The organism is Serratia sp. TSO36 (assembly GCF_057808395.1).
Genome location: NZ_JBJZOU010000015.1, coordinates 219,607 through 242,284 on the forward strand (window position 1 = coordinate 219,607; position 22,678 = coordinate 242,284).

The 22,678-nt window shown below is 59.3% G+C and carries 25 protein-coding genes; 11 read left to right on the top strand and 14 right to left on the bottom strand.

From position 1 onward, the window contains the following. Nucleotides 1-61 precede the first annotated feature (61 nt). Complete coding sequence (locus ACK3CV_RS14465; protein ID WP_033634838.1) at nucleotides 62-406, top strand: RidA family protein; 345 nt, start codon at nucleotides 62-64, stop codon at nucleotides 404-406. Nucleotides 407-468: 62 nt separating this feature from the next. Here the strand turns inward: ACK3CV_RS14465 and mdtI are convergent, their stop codons facing one another. The 4 genes from mdtI to zwf form a co-directional block, all read right to left on the bottom strand. Next, complete coding sequence (gene mdtI / locus ACK3CV_RS14470) at nucleotides 469-798, bottom strand: multidrug/spermidine efflux SMR transporter subunit MdtI (protein ID WP_033634839.1); 330 nt, start codon at nucleotides 796-798, stop codon at nucleotides 469-471. Then, complete coding sequence (gene mdtJ / locus ACK3CV_RS14475; RefSeq protein ID WP_033634840.1) at nucleotides 785-1,153, bottom strand: multidrug/spermidine efflux SMR transporter subunit MdtJ; 369 nt, start codon at nucleotides 1,151-1,153, stop codon at nucleotides 785-787. Before mdtJ ends, mdtI begins: the two co-directional genes overlap by 14 nt. 550 nt (nucleotides 1,154-1,703) lie before the next feature. Then, on the bottom strand, nucleotides 1,704-2,345 hold the full coding sequence (locus ACK3CV_RS14480) for a bifunctional 4-hydroxy-2-oxoglutarate aldolase/2-dehydro-3-deoxy-phosphogluconate aldolase (RefSeq protein ID WP_164140843.1): 642 nt from the start codon (nucleotides 2,343-2,345) through the stop codon (nucleotides 1,704-1,706). A 154-nt stretch (nucleotides 2,346-2,499) separates the two neighbouring features. Further along, complete coding sequence (gene zwf / locus ACK3CV_RS14485) at nucleotides 2,500-3,975, bottom strand: glucose-6-phosphate dehydrogenase (RefSeq protein ID WP_033634844.1); 1,476 nt, start codon at nucleotides 3,973-3,975, stop codon at nucleotides 2,500-2,502. Between the two features lie 448 nt (nucleotides 3,976-4,423). Here zwf and ACK3CV_RS14490 point away from each other — a divergent pair, with 448 nt between their 5' ends. The 3 genes from ACK3CV_RS14490 to ACK3CV_RS14500 all read left to right on the top strand — a co-directional run bounded on the left by ACK3CV_RS14490 (nucleotide 4,424) and on the right by ACK3CV_RS14500 (nucleotide 7,895). Then, entirely contained in the window at nucleotides 4,424-5,296 is an 873-nt protein-coding gene (locus tag ACK3CV_RS14490; RefSeq protein ID WP_033634845.1) for a MurR/RpiR family transcriptional regulator, read from the top strand. A gap of 189 nt (nucleotides 5,297-5,485) precedes the next feature. Then, nucleotides 5,486-6,928 (top strand): pyruvate kinase, encoded by a 1,443-nt coding sequence (pyk, locus tag ACK3CV_RS14495; RefSeq protein ID WP_019452801.1) that lies wholly within the window; start codon nucleotides 5,486-5,488, stop codon nucleotides 6,926-6,928. A gap of 85 nt (nucleotides 6,929-7,013) precedes the next feature. Then, nucleotides 7,014-7,895, top strand: coding sequence for a leucine-rich repeat domain-containing protein (locus ACK3CV_RS14500; protein WP_164038936.1), 882 nt, complete (start codon nucleotides 7,014-7,016; stop codon nucleotides 7,893-7,895). Between the two features lie 49 nt (nucleotides 7,896-7,944). Here the strand turns inward: ACK3CV_RS14500 and lpxM are convergent, their stop codons facing one another. The 3 genes from lpxM to znuA all read right to left on the bottom strand — a co-directional run bounded on the left by lpxM (nucleotide 7,945) and on the right by znuA (nucleotide 11,353). Continuing rightward, on the bottom strand, nucleotides 7,945-8,913 hold the full coding sequence (gene lpxM, locus ACK3CV_RS14505) for a lauroyl-Kdo(2)-lipid IV(A) myristoyltransferase (RefSeq protein WP_164038939.1): 969 nt from the start codon (nucleotides 8,911-8,913) through the stop codon (nucleotides 7,945-7,947). Between the two features lie 151 nt (nucleotides 8,914-9,064). Then, nucleotides 9,065-10,387 carry a murein DD-endopeptidase MepM gene (gene mepM / locus ACK3CV_RS14510; RefSeq protein ID WP_033634847.1) on the bottom strand — a complete coding sequence of 441 codons (1,323 nt, stop codon included), beginning with the start codon at nucleotides 10,385-10,387 and terminating at the stop codon, nucleotides 9,065-9,067. A 21-nt stretch (nucleotides 10,388-10,408) separates the two neighbouring features. Beyond that, on the bottom strand, nucleotides 10,409-11,353 hold the full coding sequence (znuA, locus tag ACK3CV_RS14515) for a zinc ABC transporter substrate-binding protein ZnuA (RefSeq protein ID WP_060424108.1): 945 nt from the start codon (nucleotides 11,351-11,353) through the stop codon (nucleotides 10,409-10,411). Between the two features lie 78 nt (nucleotides 11,354-11,431). Between znuA and znuC the strand changes: the two genes are divergently transcribed. Both znuC and znuB read left to right on the top strand, forming a co-directional pair. Continuing rightward, nucleotides 11,432-12,190 carry a zinc ABC transporter ATP-binding protein ZnuC gene (gene znuC / locus ACK3CV_RS14520; RefSeq protein ID WP_004932357.1) on the top strand — a complete coding sequence of 253 codons (759 nt, stop codon included), beginning with the start codon at nucleotides 11,432-11,434 and terminating at the stop codon, nucleotides 12,188-12,190. Further along, complete coding sequence (gene znuB / locus ACK3CV_RS14525) at nucleotides 12,187-12,972, top strand: zinc ABC transporter permease subunit ZnuB (RefSeq protein ID WP_033634849.1); 786 nt, start codon at nucleotides 12,187-12,189, stop codon at nucleotides 12,970-12,972. The genes znuC and znuB overlap by 4 nt, the downstream gene beginning before the upstream one ends. A gap of 66 nt (nucleotides 12,973-13,038) precedes the next feature. Here znuB and ruvB read toward each other — a convergent pair whose 3' ends face one another. The 7 genes from ruvB to ACK3CV_RS14560 form a co-directional block, all read right to left on the bottom strand. Further along, nucleotides 13,039-14,043 carry a Holliday junction branch migration DNA helicase RuvB gene (ruvB, locus tag ACK3CV_RS14530; protein WP_033634851.1) on the bottom strand — a complete coding sequence of 335 codons (1,005 nt, stop codon included), beginning with the start codon at nucleotides 14,041-14,043 and terminating at the stop codon, nucleotides 13,039-13,041. A gap of 19 nt (nucleotides 14,044-14,062) precedes the next feature. Further along, nucleotides 14,063-14,677 (bottom strand): Holliday junction branch migration protein RuvA, encoded by a 615-nt coding sequence (ruvA, locus tag ACK3CV_RS14535; RefSeq protein WP_033634852.1) that lies wholly within the window; start codon nucleotides 14,675-14,677, stop codon nucleotides 14,063-14,065. Nucleotides 14,678-14,789: 112 nt separating this feature from the next. After that, nucleotides 14,790-15,311 carry a crossover junction endodeoxyribonuclease RuvC gene (gene ruvC, locus ACK3CV_RS14540; RefSeq protein ID WP_033634853.1) on the bottom strand — a complete coding sequence of 174 codons (522 nt, stop codon included), beginning with the start codon at nucleotides 15,309-15,311 and terminating at the stop codon, nucleotides 14,790-14,792. A 57-nt stretch (nucleotides 15,312-15,368) separates the two neighbouring features. Further along, nucleotides 15,369-16,112 (bottom strand): YebC/PmpR family DNA-binding transcriptional regulator, encoded by a 744-nt coding sequence (locus tag ACK3CV_RS14545; protein WP_164038942.1) that lies wholly within the window; start codon nucleotides 16,110-16,112, stop codon nucleotides 15,369-15,371. Nucleotides 16,113-16,132: 20 nt separating this feature from the next. After that, a complete protein-coding gene (gene nudB, locus ACK3CV_RS14550; RefSeq protein ID WP_004932373.1) occupies nucleotides 16,133-16,579 on the bottom strand; it encodes a dihydroneopterin triphosphate diphosphatase in 447 nt (148 codons plus the stop codon). Further along, on the bottom strand, nucleotides 16,579-18,363 hold the full coding sequence (gene aspS / locus ACK3CV_RS14555; protein WP_164038945.1) for an aspartate--tRNA ligase: 1,785 nt from the start codon (nucleotides 18,361-18,363) through the stop codon (nucleotides 16,579-16,581). Before aspS ends, nudB begins: the two co-directional genes overlap by 1 nt. A gap of 74 nt (nucleotides 18,364-18,437) precedes the next feature. Next, complete coding sequence (locus ACK3CV_RS14560; protein ID WP_320204121.1) at nucleotides 18,438-18,668, bottom strand: FmdB family zinc ribbon protein; 231 nt, start codon at nucleotides 18,666-18,668, stop codon at nucleotides 18,438-18,440. 215 nt (nucleotides 18,669-18,883) lie between these two features. Here ACK3CV_RS14560 and ACK3CV_RS14565 point away from each other — a divergent pair, with 215 nt between their 5' ends. The 5 genes from ACK3CV_RS14565 to cmoB all read left to right on the top strand — a co-directional run bounded on the left by ACK3CV_RS14565 (nucleotide 18,884) and on the right by cmoB (nucleotide 22,643). Further along, nucleotides 18,884-19,462, top strand: a complete 579-nt coding sequence (locus ACK3CV_RS14565) for a hydrolase (RefSeq protein ID WP_033638510.1) — start codon at nucleotides 18,884-18,886, stop codon at nucleotides 19,460-19,462. 53 nt (nucleotides 19,463-19,515) lie between these two features. Continuing rightward, nucleotides 19,516-20,331 carry a DUF72 domain-containing protein gene (locus ACK3CV_RS14570; protein WP_139286539.1) on the top strand — a complete coding sequence of 272 codons (816 nt, stop codon included), beginning with the start codon at nucleotides 19,516-19,518 and terminating at the stop codon, nucleotides 20,329-20,331. Nucleotides 20,332-20,433: 102 nt separating this feature from the next. Beyond that, a complete protein-coding gene (locus ACK3CV_RS14575; RefSeq protein ID WP_004932387.1) occupies nucleotides 20,434-20,829 on the top strand; it encodes an MAPEG family protein in 396 nt (131 codons plus the stop codon). A 102-nt stretch (nucleotides 20,830-20,931) separates the two neighbouring features. Next, on the top strand, nucleotides 20,932-21,675 hold the full coding sequence (gene cmoA / locus ACK3CV_RS14580; RefSeq protein WP_164038948.1) for a carboxy-S-adenosyl-L-methionine synthase CmoA: 744 nt from the start codon (nucleotides 20,932-20,934) through the stop codon (nucleotides 21,673-21,675). Next, entirely contained in the window at nucleotides 21,672-22,643 is a 972-nt protein-coding gene (gene cmoB / locus ACK3CV_RS14585) for a tRNA 5-methoxyuridine(34)/uridine 5-oxyacetic acid(34) synthase CmoB (RefSeq protein ID WP_164038950.1), read from the top strand. The genes cmoA and cmoB overlap by 4 nt, the downstream gene beginning before the upstream one ends. The last annotated feature ends 35 nt before the right edge of the window (nucleotides 22,644-22,678 follow it).

Below are 22,678 nucleotides of genomic sequence, written 5' to 3' on the forward strand. Positions count from 1 at the left end.
CCGCGCTTTTTCATCACCGGCTGTGCTACCCTTAGCGGGACTATGATATGGAGATAAGCAAATGAATATCGAAAGAATTGATCCCGATCAGCGCTGGTCCGAAGCCGTGGTGCACAACGAGACCGTTTACTACACCAGCGTGCCGGAGAACCTGGACGACGACGCGACCGCGCAGACCGCCAACGCCCTCGCCGCCATCGACGTGCTGCTGGCGCGTGTAGGTTCGGACAAAAGCCGCATTCTGGACGCCACCATCTTCCTGGCCAACAGCGCCGACTTCGCCGCGATGAACGCCGCCTGGGACGCCTGGGTGGTCGCCGGCAGCGCGCCGGTGCGCTGCACCGTGCAGGCGCAGCTGATGAATCCGAAGTACAAGGTGGAAATCAAAATCATCGCCGCGCTGTAAGCCTGAGCGCAGACGAAAAAAAACCGCAGACGGCAACGCCTGCGGTTTTTTATTGCCCGTTATCAGGACAGTTTAAGGATCACCATCCCCATCAGCAGCAGCGCCAGGCCAATCCAGCCTTTGGCGTTCAACCGCTGGCCGAACATGATCCAGCCTGCGGCGATGGTGGCGGCGATACCGAAACCGCCCCACAGCGCATAAGCGATCGACAGATCGATGCCCTTCACCGCCTGCGCCAGGGCGCTGAACGCGCCGAGCACCGACAGCAGCGACAACAGCCCCAGCCAAATTTTACGGAAGCCGTCCGACATCTTCAGGAAGATGTTGGCGATGATTTCCAGCACGATCGCCAGCCCCAGGAACCCAATGTGGTACAACTCAAACTGTTGCATGGTTGTTACCTCGCGGGCTGACCTGTTTTCGCTCTTTGCGGGTACCGGATTTCACCAGCATGATGCCGGCGATCAGCGTAGCCAGGCCCAGCACCTTCAGCGCCGAGATTGGCTCGTCGAACCACAGCACGCTGAACAGGGTAATGAACAGAATACCGATGCCTTCCCACAGCGCATAGGCCACGCCCAGCGCCACGCGTTTTACCGCTACGGACAGCAACACATAAGACGCGGTGATCATCACGTACATCACGATGTGCCCAATCATGCCGCCATTGACGCTGGCGTATTTCATCGACAAGGTACCGATGATTTCGGTCATGATGGCCAAACCTAAAAAGATCCAATAAATCATAATTTTTCTCCCAAACGGCGAATAACGCGCGCCAAGGCATATTTATCCCGATTTATCTCGTCAAACGGCGCATTGCGGCGCGCAAGACGCAGAGATCCCTGGGGATAAACTGACCCAAACGCAAAAAGAATGTTTGCCCGGCTGAACGGTAGAGCGAAGGCGAAAGCCCGCTACCGGCACCGGTTAAGGGAGAAAGACGCTATAGCTCGCTGCACCAGTGATGCTCACTGGCAAGGATCGCAGACAGGAAGAGTTGGCACGTAGAGGTTCTGAGGGTAATTCCGTTAATAGTCATCATAATCGTTCTCTATTATCAGCCGCACACCGTGCGATTTGCCCAATATCCTCATGAAAGTAAAATTTTCGACTGAGATATTTTTACCACAGCCAAAATAAGAAAGCAAACTGCCGTTTTCATAAAAATCGAAAAAAAACGGGTTAAAAATAAGAACGTTAATCACGATAAAAATTAAAAAAGGCTCAACGGAGCGTTGAGCCTTGCGATATTCGCGGGCGCGCAAATAAGCGCCAACCCCAGGCGCGGCGCGGGTTACAACGCGGCCCCGCTGACGGCGCTGCGCGCCAGTTCAGTGATGCGCGCGTAGTCGCCGCTTTCGAGCGCGTCCGCCGGCACCAGCCAGGAACCGCCGATGCAAAGTACGCTGTTCAGCGCCAGATAATCGCGGTAGTTGTTCGGCTTAATGCCGCCGGTCGGGCAAAAACGCACCTGCGGGAACGGGCCGCCGATCGCCTGCAGCGCCTTCACGCCGCCGTTGGCTTCCGCCGGGAAGAATTTGAACTCGCGCAGGCCGTGATCCATGCCCTGCATCAGCTCGGAAACGGTGCTGATGCCCGGGATCAGCGGGATTGGCCCCGCCGTCGCCGCCTGCAGCAAGGCTTCGGTCAGCCCCGGGCTGATGGCGAACTGCGCTCCCGCCTCGGTCACCTCCCGCAGCTGCTGCGGGTTGATCACCGTACCGGCGCCGATAATGGCCTCCGGCACCTCTTTGGCGATAGCGCGGATCGCCTCCAGCCCGCAGGCGGTCCGCAGCGTCACCTCCAATACCCGCACGCCGCCGGCAACCAGCGCTTTCGCCAGCGGCACCGCCTGCTCCAGCTTGTTGATCACGATAACAGGCACCACCGGCCCTGCCGTCAGGATCTGCTCGGCGCTGGTTTTCCAGTTTTTCATCGTTATTTCTCCATTACTCGCGGTTAACAATGGCACGCCCCTGCCACAGGGCTCCGCGCAAATGCGCGGACGTCCGGCCGTACCGTAAGTGATGTGGCCCACGCGCAGATCGCAGGCAAAAAAAAGCCGGCAGACAGGCTGCCGGCATTGCGCATTACTCGAACTCGTTCCAGGAACGGCCGTCGCGGGTGATCATCGCCACCGAGGCCACCGGCCCCCAGGTGCCCGCCTGATAAGGCTTCGGCGCCTCGTTGTCGGCTTTCCATGCGTCCATGATGGAGTCGACCCACTTCCAGGCCTCTTCCACTTCATCGCGGCGCACAAACAGCGCCTGAATGCCGCGCATGGTCTCCAGCAGCAGGCGCTCGTAGGCGTCCGCCACGTGCTCCTGGTTGAAGGTTTCCGAGAAGCTCAGATCCAGCTTGGTGGTCTGCAGACGGTGCTTGTGATCCAGCCCCGGCACCTTGTTCAGCACCTGAATTTCGATGCCTTCGTCCGGCTGCAGGCGGATGGTCAGCTTGTTCTGCGGCAGCTGTTGGTAAGAGTCGCTGAACAGGTTAAGCGGTGGGTTTTTGAAGTACACCACCACTTCCGAGCATTTGGTCGGCAGACGTTTACCGGTACGCAGGTAGAACGGCACCCCGGCCCACTGCCAGTTGTCGATATCCACGCGGATGGAGACGAAGGTTTCGGTGCTGCTGCTCTTGTTCGCCCCTTCCTCTTCCAGATAACCCGGCACTTTCTTGCCCTGGACGAAACCGGCGGTGTACTGACCGCGCACGGTGGTTTCCCGTACATTGGTCTGATCGATGCGGCGCAGCGAACGCAGTACCTTCACCTTCTCGTCGCGGATACGGTCGGTGGTCAGATCCGCCGGCGGCGACATGGCGATCATGGTCAGGATCTGCAGCAGGTGGTTCTGGATCATGTCGCGCATCTGGCCGGCCTGGTCGAAGTAACCCCAGCGCCCTTCGATGCCCACCTCTTCCGCCACGGTGATCTGCACCGAATCGATGGTGCGGTTATCCCAGTTGGATGCGAACAGCGAGTTGGCGAAACGCAGCGCCAACAGGTTCAGCACCGTCTCTTTGCCGAGATAGTGGTCGATACGGTAAACCTGGGATTCGTTGAAGTACTCCGCCACCTGGTCGTTAATCACGCGGGAAGACGCCAGATCGGTGCCCAGCGGCTTCTCCATCACCACGCGCGCCGGCTCATGGTTCAGTTTGGCTTCGCCCAACCCTTTGCAGATGGCGCCGAAGGTGCTTGGCGGCATGGCGAAGTAGTTGATGGTGGTGCGGTGTTTCTGATCCAGCATTTTACCCAATTTGGTAAAGTTCTTGCTGTCGTTGACGTCCAGATTGCAGAAGTCCAGGCGTGCGCTCAGCGTGGCCCAGAGTTCGTCATCCAGTTTTTCCTTCATGAAGGTGCCAAGCGCTTCCTTGACCACTTCGGTATAGGCTTTTTTATCCCACTCCGCGCGGCCGACGCCGATGATCCGCGTTTCCGGGTGGATGTGTCCGGCTTTCTCTAACTGGTACAGGGAAGGCAGCAGCTTACGGCGCGCCAAATCACCTTTCGCGCCGAAAATAACCAGGTCACACGCCTGGGCTGTAGAGGTTACCGCCATGTTCATCTCCTCGTTGCAGGATATTTGTAATTTTCTTACATTACTAATGTACTCTGTTTGACTACGGCCAGCAAACCCGGTGCAGAAGCAGAAAAAAAGACCTCAATATTCCAGTGGAAAGCGCCAATGTGCGCCAGCGCCCTCGTCCCGGGCAAAACTGTAATTTTTCGTCTTTTTTGACGCTCTGTTACCATTATGAAAGTTAGACACAGGTCATATTCTGGTGAAAAAAGCCTGCATACGCCCTGTCGAGACTGCCAACGGTTACCAGCACGTAGTATATTTTCACTAAACCGGCATTGATTTCTCCTTTGTTTGAAATCGTCATACCCTATCGATTCCAGGTTACAGCCGCTCGTTTGGCGTCTGCTTGCACGGCGAACACGGGCGAGATTCGACGCTGTTGCTTGAAAGCCACAGGGATAAAACCATGAGTGACTCTCGTTATATGAATACGCTGGACAAAATCCAGAGCCATCTGGAACTCCTGAGCAAATCTGAAAGGAAAGTCGCCGAGGTGATCCTGGCCTCCCCGCAGACCGCCATTCACTCCAGCATCGCCACGCTGGCGCGCATGGCCGACGTCAGCGAACCCACCGTCAACCGTTTTTGCCGCCGCCTTGATACCAAAGGCTTTCCCGACTTCAAACTGCATCTCGCCCAAAGCCTGGCTAACGGCACGCCCTACGTAAACCGTAATGTCGAGGAAGACGACAGCGTCGATGCCTATACCAGCAAGATCTTCGAATCGGTCATGGCCAGCCTGGATACAGTAAAGGCAAATTTGGATATTGCCGCAATCAATCGTGCGGTTGACCTGCTCACCCAGGCAAAAAAGATCTCTTTCTTCGGCCTGGGCGCCTCCGCGGCGGTGGCGCACGATGCGATGAACAAATTTTTCCGCTTCAACATTCCGGTGGTCTACTTCGATGACATCGTCATGCAGCGCATGAGCTGCATGAACTCCGGCGAAGGCGACGTGGTGGTGCTGATCTCACACACCGGCCGCACCAAGAATCTGGTGGAGATGGCCCACCTGGCGCGAGAAAACGACGCCACGGTATTGGCTATCACCTCGCGCGACACCCCGCTCGCCCAGGCAGCGACCCTCGCTCTGCTGCTCGACGTGCCCGAAGACACCGACGTTTACATGCCGATGGTGTCGCGGATCGCGCAATTAACGCTCATTGACGTGCTCGCCACCGGATTTACCTTGCGCCGAGGGGCTAAATTCAGAGATAACTTGAAGCGGGTCAAAGAAGCGCTCAAAGAATCGCGCTTTGATAAAGGCGTGGTCATTCCCAACAGTTTTGATTCGTGACCCGACGAAGAAAAAATCGCCGTTCAACAGACATTTGAATGACGGCATCAGAGGCGGTACCCTGTTAACATGCTCATGCGGGTAACCCGGGTGAAATATCAGTGTTGTAAAATTACATTTCACGCCTGGTTTCGTTATCCGACGTTATCGCAACACCAATATTTGCTTCACCAGTCAACGGAGTAATACATGTCCAGACGGCTCAGAAGAACCAAAATCGTTACCACCCTGGGTCCGGCTACTGACCGCGACAATAATCTGGAAAAGATCATTGCCGCCGGCGCCAACGTAGTTCGGCTTAACTTCTCCCACGGCAGCCCGGAAGATCACCAGGCTCGCGCTGACAAAGTGCGCGAAATCGCCGCAAAACTGGGACGTCACGTCGCTATACTCGGCGATCTGCAAGGGCCGAAAATCCGCGTCTCCACCTTCAAGGAAGGCAAAATCTTCCTCAACGTGGGCGATAAATTCCTGCTGGACGCCAACCTGTCAAAAGGCGAAGGCGATAAAGAAAAAGTCGGTATCGACTATAAAGGCCTGCCTGCCGACGTGGTGCCGGGCGATGTCCTGCTGCTCGACGACGGCCGCGTTCAGTTGAAAGTGCTCGAAGTTCAGGGCATGAAAGTGTTTACCGAAGTGACGGTCGGCGGCCCGCTGTCCAACAACAAGGGCATCAACAAGCTCGGCGGTGGCCTGTCGGCCGAAGCGCTGACCGAAAAAGACAAGGCGGACATCGTGACCGCCGCCAAGATTGGCGTCGACTATCTGGCGGTTTCCTTCCCGCGCACCGGTGAAGACCTGAACTATGCCCGCCGCCTGGCGCGCGACGCCGGCTGCAACGCCAAGATCGTGTCCAAGGTTGAGCGCGCCGAAGCGGTCTGCAGCGACGAAGCGATGGACGACATTATTCTGGCCTCCGACGTGGTGATGGTTGCGCGTGGCGACCTCGGCGTCGAAATCGGCGATCCGGAACTGGTCGGCATTCAGAAGAAACTGATCCGCCGCGCCCGTACCCTGAACCGCGCGGTGATCACCGCAACTCAGATGATGGAGTCGATGATCACCAACCCGATGCCGACCCGCGCCGAAGTCATGGACGTGGCCAACGCCGTGCTGGACGGCACCGACGCCGTTATGCTGTCGGCGGAAACCGCCGCCGGCCAATACCCGGCGGAAACCGTGGCGGCGATGGCGCGCGTTTGTCTGGGCGCCGAGAAGATCCCGAGCATCAACGTGTCCAAACACCGCCTGGACGTGCAGTTCGACAACATCGAAGAAGCGATTGCCATGTCTTCGATGTATGCCGCCAACCACCTGAAAGGCGTTACCGCGCTGATCGCCATGACCGAGTCCGGCCGCACCGCGCTGATGATGTCGCGCATCAGCTCGGGCCTGCCGATCTTCGCCATGTCGCGTCATGAGCATACGCTGAACCTGACCGCGCTGTATCGCGGCGTGACGCCGGTGTATTTCGACAGCCACAAAGACGGCGTGATCGCCGCCAATGAAGCCGTCAATCGCCTGCGCGACAAGGGCTTCCTGGTCTCCGGCGATCTGGTGATCGTCACCCAAGGCGACGTAATGGAAACCGTCGGCACCACCAATACCAGCCGTATCCTGCGCGTCGAGTAATCCACGCCGCAGACGAAATGCTGGCCGGCTCACGTTGGCCGGCATTTTTTTTGCCCCTGCACCGCCATGAACGACGGAGAACACCATGCTCCACCAACACACTCCCGCAGCGAGCGGTGATGAGCTCGATCTCGACGGCCACCGCCTGACGCAGCTCGACGAATCGCCGTTAGCCGGCCGCGCGCTATGCAAGATTAGCCTGTACGACAATCAGTTGACGGCCCTCCCTGTCGCCCTCTTCAGGCACCGAAATCTGCGGGTGCTGAATATCTCCTGCAATCAGCTCGACCGCCTGCCGCCGGAGATTGGCCAGTTGCAACAGCTCGAGATGTTCGACTTTGGCCACAATCGCGCAAACGAACTCCCCGAAGAACTGGGGCAGCTGCATCGGTTGAAATACCTCTATCTGAGCGATAACGGCTTTAGCGATCTGCCGCGCTCGCTGGCGCAGCTGCAGCAACTGGTTTACCTCAACGCGACCGACAACCATTTAACCGTTTTGCCACAGGCGATACCGAGGCTGGCGGCATTGCAGGAGCTGCGTTTATACAACAACCGCATCGGCAACCTGCCCGCCGAAATCGGGCAACTGCACGCGCTGCGCGAACTGCATATCATGAAAAATGCCCTGACCTCGCTGCCGGCGGAAATGGCTCAGCTCGGTGAGCTGGAGATACTCGACGCGGCTAACAATGCCATCGCCGAGCTGCCGCAGGCCTTCTGTCGGTTGCCGCGGCTGAGCGAGCTGAACCTGCGTTTCAATCAGCTGACGCGCCTGCCGGAAAATATCGGCGAGCTGACGGCGCTGAGAAGTCTGGATCTGCGCGCCAACCGCCTGAGCGACCTGCCGGAAAGCCTTGGCGAACTGAGCCGCCTGCGCAAACTGGATCTGCGCTGGAATGATTTCACCCGCACGCCTAAAGTCGTCGACATCCTGCGGGCTCGCGGCTGTAGGGTGCACATCTGAAGAGACGCCGGCCGGGTTGTGGCCCGGCCGGCGTTAGCGGCAGAAAGGATTAACGATACAGATCGTCGCGCGAGTAAGGTTCAATCTCCCCTTCCTTGCGCGTCTTCAGCAGTTTGAGGATCCAGGTGTACTGCTCCGGGTTCGGGCCCACCAGATTTTCCACTTCTTCATTCATGCGGCGGGCAATGTGCGGATCGTCGGCTTCGGCCAGATCGTCCATCGGCTCGCGAATATAAATATCCAGCATACTGGTTTTGCCGTCGTACACCGGGAACAAAGGCACGATCGCCGCACGACACACCTTCATCAGCCGCCCCACCGCCGGCAGCGTCGCCTTATAGGTGGCGAAGAAATCGACGAACTCGCTGTGCTCGGCGCCGTGATCCTGATCGGGCAGATAGTAACCCCAATACCCCTGCCGCACCGAACTGATAAACGGTTTGATGCCGTCGTTGCGCGCGTGCATGCGGCCGCCGAATTTACGCCGCACGGCGTTCCACAGGTAGTCGATCAGCTGATTGCGCTGGTTGTGGAACATCGCCGCCATCGGTTGGCCGCGCGCGGCCATCAGCATCGCCGGCACATCCACCGCCCAGCCGTGAGGCACCAGGAAAATCACGTTGCGCCCTTCCGCCCGGATCTTGTCCAACACCTCTTCACCGTGCCAACGCACGCGCTTGAGCACTTTCTCGGGCTTGGTGCAGGCCAGCTCCGCCATCAGCACCATCGACTGCGGCGCACAGGCGAACATCTGGTCGATAATGTGCTCGCGGTCGCTTTCCGGCAGCCCCGGAAAGCAATACAGCAGGTTGATGCGGGCACGACGGCGCGCGCCCTTCGCCAGCTTGCCGGCCAGTTTGCCGACCGCACCCAGCACCGGATCGCGCAGGCGCGCGGGCACCAGCGAAATGCCGGCCATCAGGCCGGTTCCCAACCACACGCCCCAGTAGCGCGGATATAAAAAGGCTTTTTGAAACTGCGGGATGAACTCTACGTTCGATTTCTTCTCGTTTTGCATGCACATGCTCTTAGCTTAGCGATTCGGCTAATCATAATTGCCATCACCGATTTTGCAATTAACAACCGCGAACCGCCCAGATAAAACAGCATCGGCCCGCAATCAGGCCGATGAAATTAGCGGCGCCGAAGCGCCGGAAAAAGGGCGGGCGTTAATCCAACTGCAGTTGAGGAACCACTTCCTTCACCTGCGCCAGATAATCGCTGCGATCTTTGCCGCTCAGCCCTTCTGAACGCGGCAGCTTGGCCGTCAGCGGGTTCACCGCCTGTTGGCCGGTCCACAGTTCAAAGTGCAGGTGCGGCCCGGTGGAGCGGCCGGTGTTGCCGGAGAGCGCAATGCGATCGCCGCGTTTCACCTTCTGGCCCGGTTTCACCAGCAGTTTTTTCAGGTGCATATAACGCGTGGTGTACTGGCGACCATGACGGATCGCCACATAGTTGCCCGCTGCGCCACTGCGTTTGGCGATCACCACTTCACCGTCGCCGACCGCCAGCACCGGCGTGCCGACCGGCATGGCGAAATCGACGCCTTTGTGCGGCGCCACGCGGCCGGTCACCGGGTTCACGCGGCGCGGGTTGAAGTTGGAGGAGATGCGGAACTGTTTCATGGTCGGGAAACGCATGAAGCCGCGCGCCAGGCCTGAGCCCTGGCGATCGTAGAATTTGCCGTCTTCGGCGCGGATCGCGTAGTAATCCTTGCCGCCGGTGCGCAGACGCACGCCCAACAGCTGGCTTTGCGACTTCTTGCCGTCGAAATGTTCGCGCGACATCAGCACGGAGAACTGGTCGCCTTTGCGCAGCTTGCGGAAATCGAGCTGCCACTGCAGCGCCTTAATCACCGAGTTGATTTCGTTACGGCTCAGCCCGGCGTCGCCGGCGCTGCTGACAAAGCTGCCGTTGACCCGGCCGCTGATCACGTTGTTGCGCCATTCGCCCTGCTGCGCCTCTTTCGACTCTTTGAAGCTATTGCCGACGCGGTCATAGGTGCGGGTTTCGCGGCGGGAAACTTCCCAGGTCAACTGCTGCAGATCGCCCGCATCGTTCACGGTCCACGACAGCTGTTGGCCGATCTTCAGATTACGCAGATCGCGGTTTTGCGAAGCCAGCAAGGTGACATCCGACATATCGATGCCGTACTGCGTCAGAATGCTGCCGAGGGTGTCGCCGGTGGAAACCACATATTCATGCACGCCATCGTCGCCGGCATCTTTCTGATCCAGCTCATCCTGCGGGATTTCGTCATCGGGGGTGGGTTGGTCGGCATCAATCGGTTCACTGGCTTCGGGGAGCAATGACCGCATCTGGCTGGATTCTAACTCGACGCTCTTGGCGATGGGATTGTGTTCTGGGTGGTAAACAAAAGGCCGCCAAACAGCGACGGCCAATGTGACGACTGTCAGCGACCCCAGCATGACGCGGTGGGGCCGTGGCAGGTTGTTATACGCCAGAGCGATAGTTCGGACTATCTGCTGCACTCGATATTATCCTCATAAGCTTTACTTCAGGCAGCTCACGTACTGGTTTGACAGCTGAGTCAGGAATTTCCCGTAGCTGTCCTTCCCCAGCGCGATGCCGATGCCCAGCGGGTCCAGCGTTCCGGAACGCACTTTGGTACCCTTGGCAACGGCATTGATTACGGCCGGCCTGAATTGTGGCTCAGCAAAAACGCATACCGCTTTCTGCTCAACCAACTGTGTTCGAATTTGGTGTAGGCGCTGTGCTCCAGGCTGAATTTCGGGATTGACGGTGAAATGGCCCAGCGGACTCAAACCGTAGTGTTTCTCAAAGTAGCCGTAAGCATCATGAAAAACAAAATAACCCTTACCTTGCACAGGCGTAAGCATGTTACCAACATTTTTGTCAGTTTGCGTCAGTAGATTCTCGAACTGGCGCAGGTTTGCGTCTAATTTGTCCTTATTTTGCGGCATAAGTTCCAACAATCTGTCGTGAATCGCGATCGCGGTCACTTTTGCTATCTCCGGCGACAGCCAAACGTGCATATTGTACTCGCCGTGATGATGCCCATGATCGTCATCGGCATGATTATGCGCTTCGCCTGCATGATCATGATCGTCGTCATCTTCGCCTTTCATCAGCAACGGCTTCACCGCCGGCAGTTCGCTGATAGCCAACTTTCGGGTTGCCGAGATAGGCACCAGCGCCTTGTTCAGGAACGCCTCCATGTCCGGCCCGACCCACAGCACCAGGTCCGCAGAGCGCAAACGCTGGATATCGGAAGGACGCAGCGCAAAATCGTGCGGCGAAGCGCCGTCCGGCAGCAACACCTCGGTCGGCGTCACGCCGTCGGCGATGGCCGATGCGATAAAGCCTAACGGACGAATCGAGGTCACCACCGCAGCGGAAGCGCTGCTCAGCGGGCCGGCCATCAACAGTGCGCTGGCCAACAGCGTGCGCTGCAGCCATTTATTTTTCTTTGCCATCATCAGTAATCCCATCGTTTTCATCAACAAGGCGTGATATTATAACATTCGCTTCGTTCTGCAACCTGTAATCTCGAGATGTCTACACTGATAACGCTAAAAAATATCTCCGTCGCCTTCGGCAGCCGCAAGGTGCTGTCGAACATTTCCCTCAGCCTGCAACCCGGCCGTATTCTCACGCTGCTGGGCCCGAACGGCGCGGGCAAGTCTACGTTGGTGCGCGTGGTGCTGGGATTGGTCAAACCGACCGCCGGCACGTTGGAGCGTGAGCCCGATCTGCGCATCGGCTACGTGCCGCAAAAGTTGCACCTCGACGCCACCCTGCCGCTGACCGTCAGCCGCTTTATGCGCCTCAAGCCCGGCGTCAAGAAAGCCGACATTCTGCCGGCGCTCAAGCGCGTGCACGCCGCCCACCTGCTCGACCAGCCGATGCAAAAGCTCTCCGGCGGTGAAAACCAACGCGTGCTGCTGGCGCGAGCGCTGTTGAACAAACCGCAGTTGCTGGTGCTGGACGAACCCACGCAAGGGGTGGACGTCAACGGCCAACTGGCGCTGTACGATCTGATCGATCAACTGCGTAAAGAGCTGGGCTGCGCCGTGCTGATGGTGTCGCACGATCTGCATCTGGTGATGGCGAAAACCGACGAGGTCTTGTGCCTCAATCAGCATATCTGCTGCTCCGGCGCGCCGGAGGTGGTGTCGATGCATCCCGAATTCATCGCCATGTTCGGCAACCGCGGCGCAGAGCAACTGGCGGTATATCGTCACCATCACAACCACCGCCACGACCTGCAGGGAAGAATTGTTTTGAAGAAAACCGGGAGCCGCGAAGCATGATTGAACTGTTACTTCCCGGCTGGCTGGCCGGCGTGTTGTTGGCCGGCGCCGCCGGGCCGCTGGGTTCTTTCGTGGTCTGGCGCCGCATGTCCTACTTTGGCGATACCCTGGCGCACGCCTCGTTGCTCGGCGTCGCCTTTGGCCTGCTGCTGGACATCAATCCCTTCTATGCGGTGATCGCCATTACGCTGCTCCTGGCTCTGGCCCTGGTGTGGCTGGAACGCCGCCCGCAGCTTTCGGTGGATACCCTGCTCGGCATTCTGGCCCACAGCGCCCTGTCGCTGGGGCTGGTGGTGGTGGCGCTGATGTCCAACGTACGGGTCGATCTGATGGCCTATCTGTTCGGCGATCTGCTGTCGGTTACGCTGAGCGATATCCTGATGATCGCCGGCGGCGTCGCCGTGGTGCTGTTGGTGCTGTGGTGGCAGTGGCGCGATCTGCTGTCGATGACCATCAGCCCGGAGCTGGCGCACGTCGACGGCGTCAATCTGGCGCGGGCGCGCACCGTGCTGATGCTGGTGACCGCGTTGACCATCGGCCTGGCGATGAAATTCGTCGGCGCGCTGATCATCACTTCGCTGCTGATCATTCCCGCAGCCACCGCTCGCCGCTTCGCGCGCACGCCGGAACAAATGGCCGGCGTCGCGGTGCTGCTCGGCATGGTGGCCGTCACCGGCGGCCTGACTTTCTCGGCGTGTTACGATACGCCGGCCGGCCCTTCGGTAGTGCTCTGCGCCGCCGTGCTGTTCACGCTGAGCCTGTTCAAAAAACAGCAGGCTTGATTGAAGCCAGAACCAAAATATGACGAGGGCCGCAGATGCGGCCCTTTTGTATGGAGGATGGCAAACTTATGCTTCGCGTTCCAGCCCGAAATGCCGGTAGGCATGCTGGGTCGCCAAACGGCCGCGCGGCGTGCGCTGGATAAAGCCCTGCTGGATCAGGAACGGTTCAATCACGTCTTCGATGGTTTCGCGCTCTTCGCCGATCGCCGCCGCCAGGTTGTCCAGCCCGACCGGGCCGCCGGTAAACTTGTCGATAATCGCCAACAGCAGCTTGCGATCCATATAGTCGAAGCCTTCGGCGTCAACGTTGAGCATATCGAGCGCCTGCGCCGCCACCGCGCCGCTGATCACGCCGTTGGCGCGCACCTCGGCAAAGTCGCGCACCCGGCGCAGCAGGCGGTTGGCGATACGCGGCGTACCGCGCGCACGGCGGGCCACTTCATGGGCACCCTCGTCGGACAGCTCCAGCCCCAGGCAGCCGGCGCTGCGCGAGACGATGTGCTGCAGATCCGCCACCTGATAAAACTCCAGCCGCTGGACAATGCCGAAGCGATCGCGCAGCGGCGAGGTCAGCGAGCCGGCGCGGGTGGTAGCGCCCACCAAGGTAAACGGCGGCAGATCGAGCTTAATCGAACGCGCCGCCGGCCCTTCGCCGATCATGATATCCAGCTGATAGTCTTCCATCGCCGGATACAGCACCTCTTCCACCACCGGAGATAAACGGTGGATTTCGTCGATGAACAACACGTCGTGCGGTTCGAGGTTGGTCAGCATCGCCGCCAAATCGCCCGCCTTCTCCAGCACCGGGCCGGAGGTGGTGCGCAGATTCACGCCCATTTCGTTGGCCACGATGTTGGCCAGGGTGGTTTTCCCCAGACCCGGCGGGCCGAAGATCAGCAGATGGTCGAGCGCGTCGCCGCGCTGCTTGGCCGCCTGGATGAAAATCTCCATCTGCTCGCGCACGTGCGGCTGGCCAACGTATTCGCTCAACAGCTTGGGACGAATGGCGCGATCGAGGACTTCTTCCTCGTTGATCGGTTCGGCGGAGATCAGGCGATCGGCTTCAATCATTATCTACCTCTTAGCGGCCTTACAAAGCCGCGCGCAGCGCGTCGCGGATCAGGGTCTCGCAGTCGGCGCCCGGTTTGGCAATTTTGCTGATCATGCGGCTGGCTTCCTGCGGCTTATAGCCCAGTGCCACCAACGCCGAGACAGCTTCGGCTTCTGCGTCCGCTTCCGGCGCGTTGGCGGCGGCAGACGGCAGGCTGATCTCGCTGCTGCTGTTGAACAGATCGCCGTTCAGCCCTTTGAAGCGGTCTTTCATCTCTACCACCAGGCGCTCGGCGGTTTTCTTGCCTACGCCCGGCAGCTTGACCAGCGCGGTGATCTCTTCGCGCTCCACCGCGCTGACGAACTGCTGCGCAGACATGCCTGACAGGATCGCCAACGCCAGCTTCGGCCCGACGCCGTTGACCTTGATCAGCTCGCGGAACAGCGCGCGTTCCTGCTTGTCGTTGAAACCGTACAGCAGCTGCGCGTCTTCACGCACCACGAAGTGGGTAAACACGATGGCCTCTTGCCCCAGTTCCGGCAGCTCGTAAAAACAGGTCATCGGCATGTGTACCTCATAGCCCACGCCGTTCGCCTCCAGTAACACCAGCGGCGGCTGCTTTTCCAGAATATTTCCTCTGAGACGACCTATCATTTACCCTCCTGCAGAATGACCGGGCATGGCGCCCTGCCATGCCGTTGCTGGTAAAGCTTATAACATAAAAAAGGCTGGATGAATATCCAGCCTGAGCAATCATCGCTTTGCGTCAGCGCAAACGCCCGCGCGCCAGGTTCAACCGCCCTTCGCTCATCCGCAGCACGTTCTGGCTGAGGTGGCAGTGGGTAATGGCGATGGCCAGGGCATCGGCGGCGTCCGCCTGCGGGTTGGCCGAGAGTTTGAGCAGCGAGCGCACCATGTGCTGTACCTGCGCCTTTTCGGCCGCGCCGGTGCCGACCACGGTCTGTTTGACCTGCCGCGCCGCATACTCGAACACTTCCAGATTCTGATTCACCGCCGCGACGATCGCGACGCCGCGCGCCTGGCCGAGCTTGAGCGCCGAGTCCGGGTTCTTGGCCATAAACACCTGTTCGACGGCGAAGAAGTCGGGCTGAAACTGGGTGATGATCTCGCTGACGCCGGCATAAATCAGCTTCAGCCGCGTCGGCATGTCGTCCACCACCGTGCGGATGCAGCCGCTGGCAATATAGCTCAACTGACGCCCCTGCTGGCGGATAAGGCCATAGCCGGTGACGCGTGAGCCGGGATCGATACCGAGTATGATCGCCATATCTACATCCACCTTGCATGCACGGCGCCGCCGAACGGCGGCGCCCGTTTTACCGGATTACAGCGTCGCCGCCACTTCGTCGGAGATTTCACCGTTATGGTAAACTTCCTGCACGTCGTCGCAGTCTTCCAGCATATCGATCAGGCGCAGCAGCTTAGGCGCGGTTTCCGCGTCCATGTCGGCCTTGGTCGATGGGATCATCGACACTTCCGCCGCTTCGGCTTCGAAGCCCGCCGCGGTCAGCGCGTCTTTCACCGCGCCCAGGCTTTCCCAGGCGGTGAACACATCGATGGCGCCATCGTCATAGGTCACGATGTCTTCCGCACCGGCCTCCAGCGCCGCTTCCATCACGGTGTCTTCATCCAGGCCCGGTGCGTAGGTGATCACGCCCTTCTTGGTGAACAAGTAGGCCACGGAACCGTCGGTGCCGAGGTTGCCGCCGCATTTGGTGAAGGCGTGGCGCACTTCCGCCACGGTGCGATTGCGGTTGTCGCTCAGGCATTCGATCATCACGGCGGTGCCGCCAGGGCCGTAACCTTCATAGATGATGGTTTCCATATTGGTATCATCATCGCCGCCCACGCCGCGCGCGACTGCACGGTTCATGGTGTCGCGCGTCATGTTATTCGACAGCGCCTTGTCCATCGCCGCGCGCAGACGCGGGTTGGAATCCGGATCGCCGCCGCCCAGCTTGGCGGCCGTGACCAGCTCACGAATAATCTTGGTGAAAATTTTACCGCGCTTGGCGTCCTGCGCCGCTTTACGGTGCTTTGTGTTGGCCCACTTACTATGACCTGCCATAAAAAAATCTCCGAAAAAAACTACTGGACTGAATTGATCACGAACTCTTCAATCGCCTGCTGATTGCTCCACGACTTGGTCAACTTCACGGCCTCGGCCGCCTCAAGCCATTGGTAAGCGTGATGCTCGGTAATCACCGGATCGCGCTCTTCGGGCAACGCCAGACAGAACCAGTGCTCTTTATTGCGCGTGGTTCCCGGCGCATAGCGATGTCGCAAATGGACAAAGAGTTCAAACTCCACGCAGCGCTGGCAATCGAACAACGGCAGGTGCTCTGCTTCGATATCGATGCCGACTTCTTCCATGACTTCACGCCGCGCGGCATGCGGCGGCGACTCATCCTGTTCCAGGCTGCCGGTGACCGACTGCCAGAACTCGGTATCGTCGCGCCGCTGTAACATCAGCACCCGACCACTGGATTTCGCGTAAATCACTACCAGGATAGATTCAGGGCGCTTGTAACTCATCACTCGCTCTCTTGTTCCGCACCGGCTTTCTTTACCACGCTGATCGCCAGCTCCTGCAGCGCAGCCGGGTTAGCGAAGCTCGGCGCGTCGGTCATCAGACAGGCCGCCGCGGTGGTTTTCGGGAAGGCGATGACGTCGCGGATGTTGTCGGTGCCGGTCAACAGCATCACCAGACGATCCAGGCCGAAGGCCAGGCCGGCGTGCGGCGGCGTACCGTACTTCAGCGCGTCCAGCAGGAAGCCGAACTTCTCGCGCTGTTCGTGTTCGTTAATGCCCAGAATACTGAACACCGTCTGCTGCATTTCGCTACGGTGGATACGCACCGAACCGCCGCCCACTTCGTAACCGTTGATCACCATGTCATAGGCGTTGGCGATGGCGTTGACCGGCGCTGCCGCCAGCTCTTCCGGGCTCATGTCGCGTGGCGAGGTGAACGGGTGGTGCATGGCCGCCAGGCCACCCTCGTCGTCTTCTTCGAACATCGGGAAGTCAACCACCCACAGCGGTGCCCAGCTGTCGAGTTGGGTCAGCGCCAGATCGCGCCCCAGCTTCAGGCGCAGCGCGCCCATCGCATCGGTGACAATCTTGACGCTGTCGGCGCCGAAGAACAGGATATCGCCGGTCTGCGCATCGGTGCGCGCCAGGATGCTTTCCAGTACGTCCGCGCTGAGGAATTTGGCGATCGGGCTCTGCACGCCTTCCATGCCGGCGGCGCGGTCGTTGACCTTCAGCCACGCCAGGCCTTTGGCGCCGTAAATGTTGACGAAAGCGCCGTACTCGTCGATCTGCTTGCGGGTCAGCTGTGCGCCGCCCGGTACGCGGATCGCCGCCACGCGGCCTTTGGCGTCGTTGGCCGGGCCGGAGAACACTTTAAACTCGACGTCCTTGACCAGGTCAGCCACGTCCACCAGCTCCAGCGGGTTACGCAGGTCCGGCTTGTCGGAGCCAAAGCGACGCATCGCTTCGGCGAAGGTCATGACCGGGAAATCGCCCAGATCCACGCCCTTCACGTCCAGCCACAGCTCGCGCGCCAGCTTCTCCATCACTTCACGCACCTGATCGGCGGTCATGAAGGAGGTTTCGACGTCGATCTGGGTGAATTCAGGCTGACGGTCCGCACGCAGATCTTCGTCGCGGAAGCATTTGACGATCTGGTAGTAACGATCGAAGCCGGACATCATCAGCAGCTGTTTGAACAGCTGCGGGGACTGCGGCAGCGCGTAGAATTTGCCCTTGTGTACGCGGCTCGGCACCAGGTAATCGCGGGCGCCTTCCGGCGTCGCCTTGGTCAGCATCGGCGTTTCGATATCGAGGAAGCCGTGGCTGTCCATGAAGCGGCGCACGAAGCTGGTGATTTTGGCGCGGGTCTTCAGACGCTCGGCCATTTCCGGGCGGCGCAGATCCAGGTAGCGGTATTTCAGGCGCGCTTCTTCGCTGTTGACCTGATTGGAGTCCAGCGGCAGCGGCTCGGAGCGGTTGATGATCTCCAGCGCGTGGGCGAACACTTCCACTTCGCCGGTGGCCATATCTTTATTGATCTGGCTGTCCGGACGCGCACGCACGGTGCCGACGATCTGGATGCAGAACTCATTGCGCAGGTCGTAGGCCTTATCGAACGCCACTTTCTGGTCCGGATCGAAGAACACCTGCACGATGCCTTCGCGGTCGCGCATATCAATAAAGATCAGGCCGCCGAGATCGCGACGACGATTGACCCAACCACACAGAGTGACTTCCTGGCCCACGTGGGACAGATTCAACTGCCCGCAATATTCAGTACGCATACGCTATCCTTTTACACAGCCGATGCCGCGCCGGGCTACTGCGCCCCTGTCGCGCGGCTGTTATCTGATAAATTCTACTTGTTACCCGGTTTAAAATCCGTCGCATACCAGCCGGTGCCCTTAAGCTGGAAACCGGAGGATGAAATCAACTTGGTCAACGCGGGCTGCCCACACGCCGGGCAGTCTGCCAGCGGCGCATCGGAAAATTTTTGCAATTTCTCTAACCGATGGTTGCAAGCACCACATGCATATTCATAAATCGGCATAGGTCGTTGGATTAAAGAGTGTTGAAAAAAGGGAGTCATTATAAAGGAAATTCATCCGCCCGATAAGTGCGAACACAGCATTGTTACTGCACTAAATGGCGCGTTTTTGCTCGAATCAACACATCGGTTAACAAATTTCCCATTAACCTGCGACAGTTTTTTCACGTAGCCTGATTCTCCCCCGGTTTTGCGCCGAACGCAGCTCGCCCGGCGCGCCGAACAGTTTTTATCCACTTCGCAACGAGATGAAATCCATGCTGAAACTTGACGCCCAAACCACCGCTCTGGTGCTGATCGATTTGCAAAACGGCATTCTGCCCTACGCCGGCGGCCCGCACAGCGCCGACCAGGTGGTGGCGAACGCCGCCCTGCTGGCCGCCCGTTTTCGTCTGCTGGGCGCGCCGGTGCTGCTGGTGCGCGTCGGCTGGTCAGACTCCTTCGCCGAAGCGCTGAAACAGCCGGTGGACAAGCCGGCTCCCGCGCCCGCCGGCGGCTTGCCGGCCAGTTGGTGGGAGTTCCCCGCGCCGCTGGCGGTCTGCGACAGCGATATTCTGGTCATCAAGCGCCAATGGGGCGCCTTCTATGGCACCGATCTGGATTTGCAGCTGCGCCGTCGCGGCATCAAATCCGTGGTATTGGGCGGCATATCCACCAATATCGGCGTGGAATCCACCGCCCGCGCCGCCTGGGAGCACGGCTATGAGCTGGTGATCGCCGAAGATGTCTGCAGCGCGCAGAACGCGGAAATGCACCGTTTCGCGTTCGAACACATCTTCCCGCGTTTGGCGCGGGTGCGCGACACCGGCGAAATTCTTGCCGCGCTCGAGCGGTAACGTTAAGTTGTAGCCTGATAAGCCAAGGACAAGTAAAGGAAGACGACGCCGTGATCTACATCGGACTGCCGCAATGGCAACATGCAGCCTGGAATCGCATCGGGCTGCGTGATTTGGCGGATTACAGCCGCTATTTCAACTGCGTGGAAGGCAATACCACCTTCTACGCGCTGCCGAAGCTGGAAATCGTGCAGCGCTGGCGCGACATGACCGGTGACGATTTTCGCTTCTGCTTCAAATTCCCGTCGGACATCAGCCACAAGGCCGCCCTGCGCAACTGCGCCGCCGAGCTGCAGGCGTTTTACCACTGCCTGAGCCCGGTGCATCAACGCATCGGCCAACTGTGGCTGCAGTTGCCCGCCGCCTTCGGCCCCGATGAGCTGCCGCGCATGTGGCAGTTCTTCGCAAGCCTGCCGAAGGAATTCACCTACGGCGTAGAAGTGCGTCATCCGGCGTTTTTCGCCAAGGGCGAGGAAGAGCGTGCGCTGAATCAGGGATTGCACCAGCGCGGCATCAATCGGGTGATCCTCGACAGCCGCCCGGTGCATCACGCCGCCCCCAACACCGCCGCCGTGCGCGATGCCCAGCAGAAAAAGCCGAAGCTGCCGGTGCACGCTCTGGTCACCGCCGACCAACCGCTGGTGCGCTTTATCGGCGGTGACCAATTGGCCGACAACCTGCGCTGGTTCGACGCCTGGCAGCAAAAACTGCCGCTGTGGCAGCAACAGCATCAGCCCTATCTGTTTATTCATACGCCGGACAACGGCGATTCGCCCCAGCAGGCGCAAAAAATTTGGCAGCAGCTACGGCTGGCGATCCCCGATTTGCCTGCGCCGCCGGACTGGCCAGAACAAGATGCACTGTTTTGACCTATTAATCTGACCAATAACATCAAATATTTCCCCGCGACAGTGAATACAATGACGGCTATGATGCTGGCTGCCAGTTTTGGTTAGGGAACGGAGTTAAAAATGGTAAGCGCGCTTTATGTGGTGCTCGGCGCATTGTTGTTGATCAAACTCTCTTATGACGTAGTCAGATTAAGGATGCAGTACCGAGTAGCCTATGGCGACGGCGGTTTCTACGAATTGCAGACCGCCATCCGCGTGCATGGCAACGCCGTTGAATACATTCCGATTGCTGCCGTCTTGCTGGTGATTATGGAAATGAACGGCGCGGAAATCTGGATGATTCACCTTTGCGGCCTGATGCTGATGGCCGGGCGACTGGTGCATTACTACGGTTTGCGCAACCGCGAGGTTCGCTGGCGCCGTTCGGGCATGGCCGCGACCTATATCTCTTTGTTGTTGATGGTTCTGGCAAATATCTTCTATCTGCCCTGGGATCTGATTTTCAGCCTGCACTGATCTCGTTTTATCATCAGGCGGCCGCGCCGCCTGCTTCCGCTCCGCTTTTTTGCGCTTTTCTGTTAGACTACGCAGCTTCGAATTCTGAACTGATTTGCCGCTATGCCAAACCGCGATACCCTTTTTTCCGCCCCCATCGCCAAACTGGGCGACTGGACCTTTGACGAACGCGTCGCCGAAGTGTTCCCCGACATGATCCAACGCTCCGTTCCCGGCTATTCCAACATCATCTCGATGATCGGCATGCTGGCCGAGCGCTTTGTGCAACCCGACAGCCGGGTGTATGACCTGGGCTGCTCGCTGGGTGCGGCGACGCTGTCGATGCGGCGGAATATCAAGGTGCCCGGCTGCAATATCGTCGCCGTCGACAATTCGCCGGCGATGGTGGAACGTTGCCGCCGCCATATCGACGCCTTCCGCGCCGACACGCCGGTCGATGTCATCGAAGCCGACATTCGCGACATCGAGATCGAGAACGCCTCGATGGTGGTACTGAACTTTACGCTGCAGTTCCTCGAACCGGCCGATCGCCTGCGTCTGCTGGAGAAAATCTATCGTGGCCTGCGCCCGGGCGGCGCACTGGTGCTGTCGGAGAAGTTCAGCTTTGAGGACGCTGAAGTCGGCGAACTGCTGTTCAACATGCACCACGATTTCAAACGCGCCAACGGGTACAGCGAGCTGGAGATCAGCCAAAAACGCAGCATGCTTGAAAACGTGATGCTCACCGACTCAGTGGAAGCGCACAAGGCGCGCCTGCAACAGGCCGGATTCGAGCATGCCGAAGTGTGGTTCCAATGCTTCAACTTCGGTTCGCTGATCGCCCTGAAAGAGGGGGATGCGCAATGATCGAGTTCGGTGATTTCTATCAACGCATCGCCAAAAGCCCCCTCAGCCATTGGTTGGACACGCTGCCTGCGCAGCTGAGCGCCTGGCAACGCGAATCGCTGCACGGCAAATTCAAACAGTGGTTCAACTCGGTCGAGCATTTGCCGACGCTGACCCCCACCCGCCTCGATCTGCTGCACGGCGTGCGCACCGAGATGGAGCCGGGCCTGTCGCCGGGCCAGCTTGAAGGCATCGAGAAAATGCTGCGCACCCTGATGCCATGGCGTAAAGGGCCCTTCTCGCTGTATGGCATCGATATCGATACCGAATGGCATTCCGACTGGAAGTGGGATCGCGTGCTGCCGCACATTTCTCCACTGGCCGGCCGCACCATTCTCGACGTCGGCTGCGGCAGCGGTTACCACCTGTGGCGCATGATTGGCGCCGGCGCACACCTCGCCGTCGGCATCGATCCGATGCAGCTGTTCCTGTGTCAGTTCGAAGCGGTGCGCAAGCTATTAGGCGGCGATCAGCGCGCCCACCTGCTGCCGCTCGGCATCGAGCAATTGCCGGAATTGGCGGCGTTCGACACCGTGTTCTCGATGGGGGTGCTGTATCACCGCCGCTCGCCGCTCGATCATCTGTATCAGCTGAAAAACCAGCTGGTGGCTGAAGGTGAACTGGTGCTGGAAACGCTGGTGGTGGAAGGCGATCGCCACCAGGTGCTGGTGCCGGGCGATCGTTATGCGCAGATGCGCAACGTGTATTTCATCCCTTCCGCCGAGGCGCTGAAATGCTGGTTGGAGAAGTGCGGCTTCGTCGACGTGAAGATCGCCGATATGTGCGTCACCAGCCTCGAAGAACAGCGCCGCACCGGCTGGATGACCAGCGAATCACTGGCCGAATTCCTCGATCCGAACGATCGCAGCAAAACGATCGAAGGCTATCCGGCGCCCCTGCGCGCCGTGCTGACCGCCAAAAAGCCCTAGCGCTCGCTAATCGGGCCGGCCTGGGCCGGCCCGAC